This window comes from Pseudomonas sp. KCJK9058 (assembly GCF_046230975.1).
Lineage (GTDB): Bacteria > Pseudomonadota > Gammaproteobacteria > Pseudomonadales > Pseudomonadaceae > Aquipseudomonas > Aquipseudomonas alloputida.
This window is the reverse complement of record NZ_JBJJLR010000045.1, coordinates 1-14,951: the sequence shown is the minus strand read 5'-3', so window position 1 is coordinate 14,951 and position 14,951 is coordinate 1. Positions and strand designations below refer to the sequence as shown.

The following is a 14,951-nucleotide window of genomic DNA, read 5'->3' as shown; positions in this document are numbered from 1 at the left end:
GCACCCTCTTACGCACGCCAGGCCGAACATAGGGTGAACAATCCAAAAAAGGCGTTTCACCATGACACCAGCAAAACCTTTTACGTTACTGCTTGCACTTTGCCTGGGCTGCGCTTCACCACTTGCTTCGGCCGCCACAGACCTGAACCATCAGCGCGCCCCTGGCATGCAATCGAACGACAGTGGACAAATGAACGACCAAGGCGGAGCGACTGGCTCGGGAGCACCCGGCGATGGAATGGGTACGGGTGATGGCGGCACTGACGACAATGGGACGGACAATACCGGAGGTGACGGTACCGACAGCGACTCGGGAACCGGCAGTCATGACTCTGGTAGTAGCGGCACAGACGCGGGGGGTAGTGGCAGTGGCTCAACCGGAAGTGGATCAGGCGCAGGTTCCGGCAGTTAGCTGATAGGGCCGATCGCCACGGATCACCCGTCCATCACCCGGAGCGTCAGTTCTACCCTGGTTTTCAACCGTTCATGCAACCCATGCAGGAGTAAATACCATGCCACGCGGGGACAAAGACAAGTACACGGACAAGCAGAAACGCAAGGCCGAGCACATCGAGCAATCTTACGAGGACAAGGGCGTGGGCAAGGATGTAGCCGAAGCACGCGCCTGGGCCACCGTCAACAAGCAATCCGGAGGCGGTGAAAAACACGCAGGCTCGGGAAGCAGGACACCGTCGCACGCGAAGAAGACCGCACGCTCGGATTCGGCCAAGCGCGCCGCTGAATCTCGCCAGGGGCATTCGCGGACGTCGCACGCGTCGCTGGAATCACAAAGCAAGGAAAGCCTTATGAAAGAGGCACGCAGCAAAGACATCAAGGGGCGCTCGACCATGACCAAGGAACAGCTGATTGAAGCCCTGCAAAAACACGGGTGACGGCCAGATGTGATCGGCAACTTGGCAAGCCGGCTGAACGTTTGCTCAACCGGCCCGGTCGCACAACAGAGACGCAGCCGGCTGCGCGAACCCTGACCGTGAGGACCTACCATGAGCGCGATCTCTCCCAATGGGGCTGAAGAACACCCCATCGGCCTGACCCTGAATGGTCAGCGCCTGACACTGCAGGTGAATCCCTGGACCACCCTCCTCGACCTTTTGCGCGAGCAGTTGGACCTGGTCGGCACCAAGAAGGGTTGCGACCATGGCCAGTGCGGGGCCTGCACAGTGCTGCGCGATGGCAAGCGCGTCAATGCCTGCCTGACCTTGGCCATCATGTGCGACGGGGCCGAACTGGTGACCATCGAAGGGCTGGCCAGCGGAGACGTTCTGCACCCCATGCAGCGTGCTTTCATCACCCACGATGCTTTCCAGTGCGGTTACTGCACCCCAGGGCAGATCTGCTCCGCAGTCGGGCTTGCCCGCGAAGGGCGCGCCTACACCCGCGAGGCCATTCGCGAACAGATGAGCGGCAACCTTTGCAGGTGTGGTGCATATAGCAACATCGTCGCTGCGGTGGAAGAAGCCCTACCGTTGATGACGCCCCCGCCACAACGAGGGCCGAATCCATGACGCCTTTCAGCTACCACAAGCCCGCATCAATCAGCGAAGCCGTGAGCCTGGCTGACGCCAGCTCACACTTCATTGCCGGCGGCACCAACCTCCTCGACCTGATGAAAGAAAACGTGGTTCGCCCCAAGCGCCTGATCGACATTTCCGGCCTTGGGCTGAACGGCATCCACCCCACGTTGAACGGTGGCTTGTTGATCGGCGCATTGGTGAGCAATGCCGACCTGGCCTGGCACCCGATGATCGAGCAGCACTATCCATTGCTGTCGGACGCCATCCTGGCTGGGGCATCACCGCAGTTGAGGAACATGGCAAGCACCGGTGGCAACTTGCTGCAACGCACCCGTTGCTACTACTTCTACGACACCGGCACCCCCTGCAACAAACGTGAACCCGGCAGCGGATGCCCGGCGCGTACAGGCTCGAACCGTATCCACGCGATTCTCGGCGCCAGTGATGCCTGTGTCGCGACCCATCCCTCGGATATGTGCGTGGCATTGGCTGCGCTCGAAGCCGTGGTGCATGTGCAGGGGCCGCGCGGAGAGCGCCAAATACCTTTTGCGGCATTCCATCGCCTCCCTGAGGACACCCCGGAGCGAGACAATCAGCTGGCAATCGATGAACTGGTGGTCGCCATCGAGCTGCCGCCCCCGGTGTTCGAAAAACATTACCGTTATCTGAAAATTCGCGACCGCGCCTCCTACGCGTTCGCGCTGGTGTCGGTCGCCGCAGCCTTGAGCTTCGATGGCCAGGTAATCCGGCACGCTCGCCTGGCGCTGGGCGGCGTTGCCCACAAGCCGTGGCGAGACCCGGTTGTAGAACGCATGCTGGCCGGCCAGGCGCCTTGCGAAGCGCTGTTCACCCGGGCCGCAAAAACGTTGCTGCAAGGTGCAAAACCTCTGAGCCACAACGGCTTCAAGGTCACGCTCGCCCAACGTGCAATTGTGCGGGCATTGGATGACGCGGTGCGCGGCGCCGCTGACGGGGGGCCACGACCATGATCAAACCAACACCGGTAGCCGGCACGTCCCTGGACCGCGTAGACGGCGTGGCGAAGGTCACCGGGCAGGCGCGCTACGCGGGCGAATACCCCGAAGTGGGCCTGCTCCATGGCAGTGTCGTGTCCAGTACCATCGCCCGAGGTCGGGTACTCAACATCGACAGTGCGCAGGCGATGCGCGTGCCCGGGGTGGTCGCCGTGCTCGACCATGACCAACGTCCGCATATTTCCAGTTATGACGACGACTACAGCGACGCCGATTCCGCGAATGGGGCGCCGTTTCGGCCCTTGTTCAATGATCGAGTGCTCTACAACGGGCAACCGCTGGCGCTGGTGGTCGCCCAGACCCTCGAGCTGGCGCGGTATGCAGGTTCGCTGATCAGGATCGAGTACGCCGAGGAGCCCCACCAGACAGACCTGGGCGCATGCCAGCAGTCGCATGCGGCACCCGCCGAAACACCAGCGCCGCGTGGCGACTTTACCGCGCAGTTTGCCAGGGCCCCGGTGCAGGTGGATGCCACCTACCTGACTGCCAACGAGTACCACAACCCCATGGAGCCGCATGCATCGACCGTGCTCTACAAGGCCGACGGCACACTGGAAATCCACGACAAGACCCAAGGCACGCAGAACTGCCAGGACTACCTGCACAAGGTGTTCGGCCTGCCCAAGGCAAACATCCGCGTGCGCGCGGCGTTCGTCGGCGGTGCCTTCGGCTCGGGCTTGCGTCCGCAGTACCAGTTGCCGCTGGCAGTGATGGCGGCATTGCACCTGCAGCGCTCGGTGCGCGTCACGCTGACCCGCCAGCAAATGTTCACCTTTGGCTACCGGCCGCGCACCGAGCAGCGCCTGCGCTTGGGCGCGGACGTGAACGGGCAGTTGCTGGCGATCGCCCACGATGCACTTGGCCAAACCTCCCGCTTCGAGGACTTCACCGAGCACGTGGTGGAATGGAGTGGCATGCTCTACCAGTGCGACAACGTTGCCCTCAGCTATCGCCTGGCCTCGCTCGACGTGTACACCCCGCTGGACATGCGTGCGCCTGGTGCCGCGTCGGGGATGGTTGCCCTGGAGTGCGCCATGGATGAACTCGCCTGTGCAGCGCAGATAGACCCGCTTGAACTGCGCCGGCGCAATTTCACCGCCAACAATGCCAACGAGGGCAAACCCTACTCCAGCAAGGAACTGCTGGCGTGCTACCGGCAAGGTGCCGAACGTTTTGGCTGGCAAAACCGTAATCCGCAACCGCGCAGCATGCGCCATGGCAACCAACTGATCGGCTGGGGGATGGCCGGCGGCGTCTGGGAAGCCATGCAGATGAAGGCCAGCGCCAAAGCACGCTTCGATGCCCAAGGCCACCTCACCGTCTGCAGTGCCACCACCGATATCGGGACCGGCACCTATACCGTCATGACGCAGATCGCAGCCGACGCGGCTGGCGCCAGGGTGCAGGATGTCACCTTCGTGCTGGGAGACTCTTCACTGCCCACCGCACCCCTTCAGGGCGGATCGTTTACGGTGTCGTCGGTCGGTTCGGCCGTGCGCCAGGCCTGCCAGGTACTGCGCACCAAAGTGCTGGAACATGCGCGCAGGATGTACCCCCAAGTGGCCAGCACGGCCCGGGAGCAGATCATTTTCGCCGATGGCTACCTGCACGCGGGCAGCCATCGCCTGGCCTTGGCGGACATCATTGCCAGCGCCCCTGAAGGTGAGTTCGAAGTGCAAATCGACGCCGAGCCCGGCGCCAGACGCCAACCGTTCTCCACCGCTACCCATTCGGCAGTATTCGTGGAAGTCCACGTCGACGAGGACCTTGGCACAATCAAGGTTGCACGGGTAGTCAGTGCCGTGGCGGCCGGACGGGTAATCAACCCGAAAACCGCACGCAGCCAGATCTTGGGAGGCGTGGTATGGGGGGTGGGTATGGCCCTGCACGAAGCCGCGTTGACCGATCATCGGTTGGGCCGCATCGTCAACCACAACCTGGCGGAGTACCACATCCCGGTCAATGCAGACAGCGGGGATATCGAGGTGATCTTCGTTGAAGAGCACGACGATATCGTCAACGAGCTGGGGTCCAAGGGTGTGGGCGAAATCGGCGTCGTCGGGGTGGCAGCCGCGGTGGCCAACGCGGTCTACCATGCCACGGGCAAGCGTGTGAGGGAGTTTCCGATCACGCTCGACAAACTGCTGAAAGACAACAGTCAGGTATGAGTAATATCTGTGCATGAGGTTTGCGCCTGCATCGCCGTCGGATTCCCGCTCACTGGGCATCGGTGGCTTCAGGCGCAGGCGGATCAATGCGCTCGATATTTCCCAGAACCAACGCTCGCCCGGCAAATAGACCGCCGGATGTTTCCAGGGCAAAACGTGCGGCATCGCGTGTGCGCACCTCGTCGGTCACCGCGTCAGCTTCAACGCTCGAGGCTCCCAAGGTCAGCACGGCCTGGCGGCCAAGCAGCAAGGAGGATTCAAAGGTTTCCCGCACGATGTAGTCGGCGTCGTGCTTGACCAGCTCCAGCGCATGCTCGCGGTCAAAGGCGCGTACCAGCACCTTCACCTGCGGGCAATACTGCCGCGTGCTTTCGACGATGCGTGTCGCGGCCTTCTTGTCATTCACGCACACAATGATGGTGCGGGCGTGACGCGCCCCGGCAGCATGCAACAGGTCATGCCGGGCACCATCACCGTAATAGACCTTGAAACCATAAGGCTCGACGGCGCGGATCACCTCGGGGTCCATATCGATGATTGAAAGCTTGGCGCCATGAGCGAGCGGTGCCTGACAAGCGATCTGGCCGACACGGCCAAACCCTATGATGAGTACATGGCCTTGGAGATTCTGTGCCGGCTCCACACCGTCCATGGAAACCGCCCGGGGCCGCGCGAAACGCTTGAGCAACAGAAGGTTCACCGGCGTGAGGGCCATGGACAGCACCACGATAGCCGTCATGTTGGCGTTGATTTCGGCACTGACGACCTTGAGTTTCAGCGCTTCGGTAAACAGCACAAACGCAAATTCGCCCCCCTGCGCCATCAGCACGGCGCGGTCCAGCGCATCGCCATGCTGGCTTTTCGCTAGGCGCGCGACCCCATAGATGCACAGCGCCTTGACCACCATCAGCGCCAGCACGCCAGAGCTGATGAGCAGCCAGTTCCTGGCCACCACCTGCAGGTCCAGCGCCATGCCGACGCCGAGGAAAAACAGCCCCAGCAACAGTCCGCGAAACGGTTCTATGTCAACCTCCAGCTGGTGGCGGAAGGTGGACTCCGACAGCAGCACACCGGCAACGAACGCTCCCATCGCCATCGACAGGCCGCCGATTTCCATCAGCAGCGCTGCTCCTAGCACCACCAGCAGCGCGGCAGCAGTCATCACCTCGCGCGCCCTGGCTTGGGCCAGTACCCGAAACAGGGGGTTGAGCAACCACAACCCGATGATCACCAGTGCGCTGAGGGACACGGCTGCGATAGCCATGCGCTGCCACAGGGGTGAGGTGGGTTCGGGCACCGCTGCAGTCGGCGCCAGAAATGCCACCACCGCCAGCAAGGGCACTATCAGCAGATCTTCAAACAGCAGAATGGACACGATGCGTTGGCCCCTCGGCTCGGTCAAGTCACCCCGCTCCGAGAGAACTTGCATGACGATGGCAGTGGATGTGAGTACAAAACCGGCCGCGCAGACGAATGACACCTGCCAAGGGAAACCAAAGGCCTTGCCGACGACGGTGAGCAGAACGGCACAGATCAACACCTGCAGGCTGCCCAGCCCAAAGATCTGCGCCCGCAGCGCCCACAGATGCGAGGGATTGAGCTCCAGGCCAATCACGAAGAGAAACATAACCACGCCCAATTCGCCCACATCGATGATGGTGTGAGGGTCATTGACCAGTTGCAGCCCGAAGGGCCCGATCATCATCCCCGCCAGCAGGTAACCCAGCACCGAGCCGAAACCGATGCGCTTGAGCAGTGGCACGGCCACCACGGCAGCGCTGAGCAACGTGATGACACCCAACAACAGTCCTGCGTTGCCTTCAGCGGCCATGGCTTCGACCCTCAGCCCCTGTCAGGACCGGTTATGGAGAAAGTACCGGACGAATTATCGCTGGGCGTCTCAGTTCGCCTGGGATGTGCAATATCCACTGCATGGGAAGCGACAGCTTCCTGTGGAGCAACTGAAGAAACACCCGCCCGCAGGTAGGTCGCGGGCGGGTAAGACTGGTGACGAGGGCTGTCCCCTAGCCTTCGCGAACCTCGATGCGCCTGCCACTCGCACGCGCTTGCTTGGGCAATTCGATACGCAGCACACCGTTGTTGCATCTGGCGCTGGCCTGCTCGGCAATGACCTCGGCAGGAAGCCGGAAGGTGCGCCGGAAACTGCCAAAGGTGCATTGCCGGACGCGATAATGCCCATTGCCCTGCTCCTGCTCGACGCGCTTTTCACCGCGAATGATCAGCGTATCGCCCCGCACCTCCAGGTTCAGGTCCTCCTTGACCATTCCAGGTATCTCAAGGCGAACGACGATCCGCTCACCATCCTCGTAAAGATCGCCGGCCAGCAGCCCCCAGTTCGAGGCAAGCGCCGGTGATGAGGTCGCATCCTGCGACTCGCCCCTGCTCCGCTTCACTGGCGTGAAGCGCGTCAGGGCCTCGCTGGTGCGACCGCGAAGCTGACGCCAGCCCTCGCCCAGCGAATGCCAGGTTTCCTCCAGGCCATGTCTGAGTTCAGCTAGTTTGTCCATGGGTCGTCCTCCACACGCTCAAGGCCCTACGCGCTTTTCACGACGATCTTGCGCGGCTGGGCATGTGCATGTTTGGGAACACGCACGTTCAGCACGCCGTCCCGTAGCTCAGCATCGATTCGGGTCGTATCCAGCTCGGAGCTCAAGGTGAAGGCTCGTCTGAATCGCGACAGCTGGACTTCAGCGTAGACGGCCTCCAGCTGTTCGGACAACTGCGGCATGATCTCCCCTTCCAGCACCAGCGTGTCACCCTCCACATTGACCACGAGATGATCCTTGGGCACCCCGGGAAAGTCGGCAAACAGCTGGATTCCGTTTTCGTCTTCGAAGACATCGACGCGCGGCAGCAGTGTTTGGGTTTCAGTTTCGCCGCGCACGACTGCTTGCTTGTCGTTCATGGTGATTCCTCCTTCAAACCTTTGCTGTTACTGGATAACTATACGCTTGGGCTGCAGCGCTTCTCGCCGCGGCAGGGAAATGCGCAGGACGCCGTCGCGGTAGTGGGCCTCGACCTTGTCGGTATCGACCTGATCATTGAGGCTCACGGTACGCTTGAAGGGACCGGCATAGCGCTCGTTGGCGTACACGGAGCAATTGCCCTCCTGCGTGCTGCGCGCGGGCCGGCGCTCGCCGGAAATCGATAGCAGGCCTCGGTGAATCTGCAGATCGATGTCGCTCGGGTCAACGCCGGGAACGAAGGCGTAGACCTCCATGCTCGATGGCGTGCTCGCGACATTGATGGCAGGAAAAGCACCACTGGCCAAGGCACGAATGCTGCCTGGGCGCCCGAGCCCCGTTCCCAGCACATGTTGCAGTTCGCGCTGGAGCTTCTCGAACTCGGCAATCGGATCGCTCGACAGATTAAGAAGGGACTCGTACATGACAATCCTCCTTCCAGCTGACTGAAATGATCTCGAACAGGAGGCGCGAAGCGCCGGGTTTCGGCCCCTGATGACGGAATTATGTGAGCAATCTGGAGGTTTTCAAGCCCCGGTTTGAACGGATATGGAATTACACATCCGCGCTCTTTTTCCCGTTCAATCTTTGCCTTGGCGCCATTCACTCAGGGCCTAGGCAACTCGATCATCACGCTCACGCAACAGCCAGTAGGTCAGCCCCAGGGCCAGGGTGGCGCCAGCGAGCGCCGCGACTTTGGCCGGGCTGACATCGGGATCAAGGATCACGATCTTGCGCGACAGCGCGATCAACCCGATCAAGAGGACCGTCTTGACCTGAATGATGCTGCCATGGCGCAAGACAACGCGCACGATGGAATGCTTGAATTCCATCGCGATCAGCAGCGTCATGACCATACCGAACACATTCTGGAAGATCCGGTGGTCCAGCGGATTGAACGCATCGATGATCAGCAGGCTGAAGACTATCTGGATCAGCTGTACCAGCGACACCACGATAACCACCGCGATCACCAGCGAAAGAATGTGAGCGACGATCTGCTCGAAACGCTCGTAAAACGTCAACACCGCCCACTCGCGACGCAGTCGCATGCGCGTGGTCTCGGGCTCATCGCTGTCCTTCATGCCTCACCTCTTCAGCAGCAAGATCATTGCAACGAGAAACCGCAGCCTTCGGCCTGGGCTTCACGCATTTTCACTGTCGAGCTCTTTGGCCGGCGCGGCTTGCCGGCGGTCGAACCCGACCCGCTCCGCCTTGTCGTCCCAGCGCACATGGGCGTGATCACCCTTGCCAATGCCGCCGCCGAGCATTTCACGTGCCAGTGCCGTCTCCAGCTCGCTGCGGACCAGTCGCTTGAGCTCGCGGGCACCGAATTCGGGCTTGTAGCCGACTTGCGCCAAGTGATCGACCAGTGTCTCGTCGAACGTCAGCGTCACGCCCTGGCTCGCGGCATTGCGGGCTACGCGCTCGAGTTGCAGGCCAACAATGTGGCGGATCTCCTGCTTGCCCAGCGCATGGAAGACGATGATCTCATCGATTCGGTTGAGGAACTCGGGGCGAAAGTGCCCGCGCAGCACTTCCATCACCTCGACCTTGGTCTTCTCGTACTCCTCACCAGCCGCTCCAGGCGCCTTCAGCCGCCGCTGAATAATGTCGGAGCCCAGGTTGGACGTGGCGATGATAATGGTGTTGGTGAAGTCCACCACGCGCCCCTTGCCATCGGTCAGTCGCCCGTCGTCGAACACCTGCAGCAGGATGTTGTAGACGTCGGGGTGGGCCTTCTCGATTTCGTCGAGCAGCAGCACGCTATAGGGCTTGCGCCGGACCTTTTCGGTAAGCTGGCCGCCTTCGTCATAACCAACGTAACCCGGAGGCGCGCCCACCAGCCGAGCCACGGAATGGCGCTCGCCATACTCCGACATGTCGATACGCAACAGGGCGCTCTCGTCGCCGTAGATGGTTTCGGCCAGCGCCTTGGCCAGCTCGGTCTTGCCGACACCGGTGGAGCCCAGGAACAGGAACGTGGCAACGGGCTTGCTGCCTTCGCGCAGCCCAGCGCGCGACAGCCGAACCGCGTCCGCCACCGCACGCACCGCCTCGTCCTGCCCCACCAGGCGCTCATGCAGCCGCTGCTCCAGGTGCAACAGCTTCTCGCGCTCCTCCACCGTCAGTTCATTGACCGGAATGCCGGTCAGCCGCGAGACGATTTGCGCCACATGTTCCGCCTTGACCTCGGTGCTGCCCGAGCCGCGCTCGAGCTCCCACTCCTCGACCCGCTGCTTGAGTTCGGCCTCCGTGGCTTCGACGCGCTTGCTGATCTGCGCCGCATTGTCATATTGCTTGCGCGAAGCCGCGTAGTCCTGCTCGCGGCGCAATTGGTGCAACTCCGACTCCATTTCCTGCACCGCAACCGGGCGCGCCGTCGCCGATAACTTGACGCGGGCGGCAGCCTGATCGAGCAGATCGATGGCCTTGTCCGGCAGAAAGCGCGCGCTGACGTAGCGGTCGGACAGTTCGGCGGCAGCGATGATCGCCTCCTCGGTGATGCTGACCTTGTGGTGCGCTTCGAAGGTGTCGCGCAGGCCGCGCAGGATCATGATGGTCTGCGCCACCGTTGGCTCGGGCACCACGACCGGTTGGAAACGCCGCTCCAGCGCAGCGTCCTGCTCGATGTACTTCTGGTACTCGTTGAGCGTCGTCGCGCCAATCAGGTTCAGCTCACCACGCGCCATCATCGGCTTGAAGACGTTGGCCACGTCCAGGCCGCCTTCTCCACCGCCCTGGCCTGCCCCGACGATGGTGTGCACTTCGTCGATGAAGAGAATCAGCTCGCCCTGATGCTCGGCGATTTCCTTCAGCACCTTCTGCACGCGCTCCTCGAACTCGCCTCGGTACTTCGCGCCAGCCACCAACGAATTGATGTTCAGTTCGACCAGGCGCTTGTCGCGCAGCGTCTCGGGCACCTCGCCGGCCACCATGCGCTGCGCCAGCCCCTCGACGATGGCCGTCTTGCCCACGCCAGGCTCGCCGATCAACACCGGGTTGTTCTTCTTGCGCCGCGCCAGTACCTCAATGGTGGTTTCGATTTCCTGTGCCCGCCCGATGACCGGGTCCAGCTTGCCATCGCGCGCCATCCTGGTGAGATCGCGCGAGTACTTGTCGAGCTCCGGCGTTTCGGTCGGCGCCTCGGCGCGGCCATCCTCTGCACCCTTGCCAACCACCTTGCTGACGCACTGGCGCAGGGCCTGCGGCATAAGGCCATAGCGGCGCAGCAAGTTGGCGGCCAGCCCTTCGCCCTCTTCGGCCAGCCCGATCAGGAAGTGCTCGGGGCCTACGTATGCGTGCCCCAACTCATTGGAGGCGACGAAGGCGCGACTGAGCGCATCCTTGACCCGAGGCGACACGCCGACTTCGCCTTCAAATGGCTTGTCGCCGCGCTTGGCTTCGGCTTCGATCTGGCGCTTGAGGTCATCAACCTTGATCTTGAACTGGCTCAGGATGGTCTTCACCACATCGCTGTCGGCCAGCGCCAATAGCAGGTGTTCGGTATCGACTTCGGACCGACCGAACTCCGTGGCACGCTTGGCGGCTTCCTGCAACAGGGCCTCCGAGTGTTCGCTGATGCGGCTGGCCAGCCCGCTGCTGCGGCGGCGTGGCGTGCCGGACGCTGCGCGGCCAGGTTCCCCAGACGACGCTTCAGCCACTTCATCGGCACCCGTGGCAACGGATGCCGAGTCTTCTCCGATGCGCAGCAAATCGCTGCCCATGAACTCTTCGAACAAACCGCTGCGCGAGCCGAAAAGGGCTTCCAGTGGGGAAAGGGTGCGTTTTTGCTGGCGCACCAATTGGCGGTAGTGATCATCACACAACAGCATGATGTTGTGGCGGCCATTGACCTTGGCCTCCACCCGTGTCGTGGCGGGTTGGCCACAGACCTGGCATTGTTTGCTGGCCATGCGGGCGCTCCTTGAGTCATTGAGATGACGAGATGGAGCCTGCCGCAGCACCTCGTCTGCTGGTGGGCCTTCGTGACGACTTCAACGAAATCTCCGAGTCAGCTTCAATTCGGAATCGAACGGCTGTGCTTCGATGCACCCGCTTCGCGCTCCTCGAGGATGATCGTCAACAGCCCATTGTCGAATGGGCGCTTGATCAAAACCTGATCGGCATCGTCAGGCAGGTTCAAGGGTGGCGGGCAACAGCCGTAGAGCGTTCGGCACGAGGGAAGGCGCCCGACTGCTGCTCTCGCAGCAGTCGGGCGTGATCGGGATGTTCTTTCCTTGAGATGGGCCATTCAAAGGAAAGCCAGTACTGTATCCGTAATGTCCAGCGCCAGCTTCAGCACGCCTGCTAGGCAAGCGCGGGTTGGCGAGCGCGGGTTGGCGAGCGACGAAAACAGATGCGCCCAGGCCCAAGGAACTTTTGCAATGCTGGCTAAAGTCTGCGCCTGGTAGTTCGCAAGTCAAGCAGTATCTGCGATCGGTTCAGAAATAGTCAGCGGGCAGGCCGAGGCGAGCCGAGTTAAGGCGCACGCGCTCCATCTGATACGTTCTTTTATCATCCACCTGAGTCTTTTTCGTGGAAGGCCCACTGCTTTATAAGATTTCGCGATCGGGGTGCGATCGGACTGTACCCGGGCACTCAATTCTCCAGCCGTTCAGGGAACCGGAAGGCCTCGCAAGTACTCAGGAATCCCCATGAACACCTCCTGCACGGGCTATCACAGCATGGCGCTTTCCGAGTCTCAGCGCGACATACTCGGTATGATTGCGACCAATCATCAACTGCACGACATCCTCACCGCCATCTGCTTGATGATCGACGCCCAGGATCCCGGCACGCTGTGTTCGATACTGCTCACCGATGCGCAAGGCAAGCATTTGCTGAAGGGCGCCGCGCCTGGCCTGCCGCCTGCCTACAGCGATGCAATCCATGGCTTGCCCATTGGGCCTCAGGAAGGCACGTGTGGCACAGCTGCATTCCGCCGCGAGCTGGTGGTGACAGCGGATATAGCCCGGGATCCGAGCTGGGAGCGTTTTCGCAGTCTGGCGCTAGGGTACAATCTACGCTCCTGCTGGTCGTTGCCATTACTCTCGCATCAGGGATCCGTACTTGGGACATTTGCGCTATACCAGGATCAAGCGATTGCGCCAAGCGAGGTGCAGATCCATCGGCTGACCTGCGCGGCGCAACTGGCTGCCATTGCGATCCGGCATGAGCGTGACGGCCAACGTCTGGAGGAAAGCGAACAACGGTTTCGCTCATTGTTTACCTACAACCCCAATCCGGTTTTCGCCCTCGACAGGGCGGGCAACATCCAGAGTGTGAACCCAGCTGGCCTGAAGCTTAAAGGTGGCGCGGCAACTGATCTTGTCGGTCATCATTTCTCCCACCTCGTATTCGAAGAAGACCTGCCGAAAGTGAATCAGCATTTTTTCGCGGCCCGCGCCGGTGAGCCGCAGCGATTCGAGGCAAGGGTGCGCGACGAGAGCGACGACAAGCAGTTGATCATGGATATCGCTAACCTGCCAATCATGGTCAATGGCGAGATCGTCGGGGTATTCGGCATCGCGCGGGATATCAGCAAACAGAAGCATTACGAGCGCCAGTTGAGTATCAATGCCAGCCATGACGGGCTGACGGGTTTGCTTAACCGCCTGTCTCTGGAAGACCGGCTTGTCCTGGCGTGTCGCAGCAGCCTTCAACGTAAAGTTCAACTGGCGGTCATGTACATCGACCTGGATGGATTCAAATCCATCAACGACTCCATCGGGCACTACTTCGGCGATCAAGTGCTGATCGAGGTGGCACAGCGCTTGACCCAGCAGGTCCGTCCGGCTGATACCGTCGTGCGTATGGGCGGCGATGAGTTTGTCGTACTGCTGACGGACCTGCTTCGTGATGAAGACGCTGTCCCGGTGGCCGAGCGACTGCTGGCCAGCATTGGCAAACCCTACTGTATCCAGGGTATTGACCTGCACGTGAGTACCAGTATCGGCATTACGGTAAGCGATGGCCACATCGAGCAGCCGATGAAGTTGATCCAGCAGGCTGACATGGCCATGTACAAAGCCAAGCAACAAGGTCGGAACAACTTTCAATGGTACACCAGTGATCTTAACCACCGCGTTTGCGAGCACAGAAGCCTACGTAATGACCTGCAAAAGGCTATCAAAACTCAATCGTTCAGCCTACATTATCAACCGCAAATAGAAGCGCGCACGCGTCGGGTGGTCGGGATCGAAGCGTTGTTGCGCTGGGAGCATCCGGTTAGAGGGTTCATCTCTCCAGCGGTTTTCATACCGGTGGCAGAGGACAGTGGTCAAATTATCCCTCTGAGCCTTTGGGTACTCGATACGGCGTGCGCGCAGTTGCGCAACCTATGTGATCAGGGCTTCAACGGTATCTCGATGGCCGTAAATATTTCGCCGATGCATTTCCAGTGCGGTCAGTTCGTTGAATGTATCCAGGCAGTGTTGAGCAAGCATGGGCTCAGCGCTGGACAATTGGAACTGGAGATAACCGAGTCACTCTTGCTGCATAACGTTGAACAAGCAATCGCAACCTTGCACCGCCTCAAAGACTTGGGTGTACGCATTGCGCTGGATGATTTCGGTACGGGGTTCTCCAGCCTGAGTTATCTCAAGTGCTTGCCAATAGACAAAATCAAGATTGACCGCTCCTTTATCCAGGACATCTCGACGAACCCACACGATGCAGCAATCACTCAAGGCATCATTTCGATGGCCCATCATCTCAGCCTGTCAGTGGTCGCTGAAGGTGTGGAAACTGCGCCTCAGGTGAACTTCCTGGAAAGGGGGCGCTGCGATATTCTCCAAGGCTATTACTTTGCGAGACCCATGTCGCATGAGGCGCTCAGGACTTTCTTGGCCGACTAGTCCACCGCCATGGTGATGTCCTCGGCTCGCCGGGTTGATATTTTCGTGCTGCTTTGTAAGCGATGCCCATCGTTGCCGGCGCTGTGACAGGCGGGGGGAGCCCCCACCTGCATGCCTGCGTTATAGGCGTCAGCGTTGGATGCCAGCACGATATGCTGACATTTCCCTCTTCTCCACATCCCGTTCGTCATAACGTAACAAGCGCCCGGAGTTGCTGAGCACCAGCAATGTACTGAAATTGTGCAACAGCGCTGCGACCATGGCCCCCGCCGCTCCCAATAAACCGAAAGCTGCTGCCCCCACGATAGCCAAGGTCCAGCCCAAGCCAATCAGCACGTTCACCTGAAGCGTGCGACGGCAAAGACGGCTG

At 60.9% G+C, this 14,951-nt stretch carries 11 protein-coding genes and 1 pseudogene; 5 read left to right on the top strand and 7 right to left on the bottom strand.

What is annotated here, in order from left to right; genetic code table 11:
- Positions 1-512: 512 nt before the first annotated feature.
- From ACK59Z_RS20660 to ACK59Z_RS20645, 4 genes are all read left to right on the top strand, one after another.
- A complete protein-coding gene (locus ACK59Z_RS20660) occupies positions 513-893 on the top strand; it encodes a termination factor Rho (RefSeq protein ID WP_108190797.1) in 381 nt (126 codons plus the stop codon).
- A gap of 111 nt (positions 894-1,004) precedes the next feature.
- Positions 1,005-1,526, top strand: a complete 522-nt coding sequence (locus tag ACK59Z_RS20655) for a (2Fe-2S)-binding protein (protein ID WP_108190796.1) — start codon at positions 1,005-1,007, stop codon at positions 1,524-1,526.
- A complete protein-coding gene (locus tag ACK59Z_RS20650; RefSeq protein WP_108190795.1) occupies positions 1,523-2,524 on the top strand; it encodes a xanthine dehydrogenase family protein subunit M in 1,002 nt (333 codons plus the stop codon). The genes ACK59Z_RS20655 and ACK59Z_RS20650 overlap by 4 nt, the downstream gene beginning before the upstream one ends.
- Positions 2,521-4,737 (top strand): xanthine dehydrogenase family protein molybdopterin-binding subunit, encoded by a 2,217-nt coding sequence (locus tag ACK59Z_RS20645; RefSeq protein WP_409293623.1) that lies wholly within the window; start codon positions 2,521-2,523, stop codon positions 4,735-4,737. Before ACK59Z_RS20650 ends, ACK59Z_RS20645 begins: the two co-directional genes overlap by 4 nt.
- A gap of 49 nt (positions 4,738-4,786) precedes the next feature.
- Here the strand turns inward: ACK59Z_RS20645 and ACK59Z_RS20640 are convergent, their stop codons facing one another.
- From ACK59Z_RS20640 to clpK, 6 genes are all read right to left on the bottom strand, one after another.
- Entirely contained in the window at positions 4,787-6,568 is a 1,782-nt protein-coding gene (locus ACK59Z_RS20640) for a monovalent cation:proton antiporter-2 (CPA2) family protein (RefSeq protein WP_082412175.1), read from the bottom strand.
- Positions 6,569-6,761: 193 nt separating this feature from the next.
- Positions 6,762-7,265 carry an Hsp20/alpha crystallin family protein gene (locus ACK59Z_RS20635; protein ID WP_064492091.1) on the bottom strand — a complete coding sequence of 168 codons (504 nt, stop codon included), beginning with the start codon at positions 7,263-7,265 and terminating at the stop codon, positions 6,762-6,764.
- A gap of 26 nt (positions 7,266-7,291) precedes the next feature.
- Entirely contained in the window at positions 7,292-7,663 is a 372-nt protein-coding gene (locus tag ACK59Z_RS20630) for an Hsp20/alpha crystallin family protein (protein ID WP_020190681.1), read from the bottom strand.
- Between the two features lie 27 nt (positions 7,664-7,690).
- Positions 7,691-8,146, bottom strand: a complete 456-nt coding sequence (locus tag ACK59Z_RS20625) for an Hsp20/alpha crystallin family protein (protein WP_010954193.1) — start codon at positions 8,144-8,146, stop codon at positions 7,691-7,693.
- 189 nt (positions 8,147-8,335) lie between these two features.
- Positions 8,336-8,806 (bottom strand): phosphate-starvation-inducible PsiE family protein, encoded by a 471-nt coding sequence (locus tag ACK59Z_RS20620; RefSeq protein WP_010954194.1) that lies wholly within the window; start codon positions 8,804-8,806, stop codon positions 8,336-8,338.
- Between the two features lie 60 nt (positions 8,807-8,866).
- The gene (clpK, locus tag ACK59Z_RS20615; RefSeq protein ID WP_108190792.1) at positions 8,867-11,638 is read right to left on the bottom strand and encodes a heat shock survival AAA family ATPase ClpK; all 2,772 of its coding nucleotides are present in this window, start codon (positions 11,636-11,638) and stop codon (positions 8,867-8,869) included.
- A gap of 741 nt (positions 11,639-12,379) precedes the next feature.
- Between clpK and ACK59Z_RS20610 the strand changes: the two genes are divergently transcribed.
- Positions 12,380-14,581, top strand: coding sequence for a putative bifunctional diguanylate cyclase/phosphodiesterase (locus ACK59Z_RS20610; RefSeq protein ID WP_409293622.1), 2,202 nt, complete (start codon positions 12,380-12,382; stop codon positions 14,579-14,581).
- 129 nt (positions 14,582-14,710) lie between these two features.
- Here ACK59Z_RS20610 and ACK59Z_RS20605 read toward each other — a convergent pair.
- A pseudogene (locus tag ACK59Z_RS20605) lies at positions 14,711-14,951 on the bottom strand (cation-transporting P-type ATPase); the annotation flags it as partial.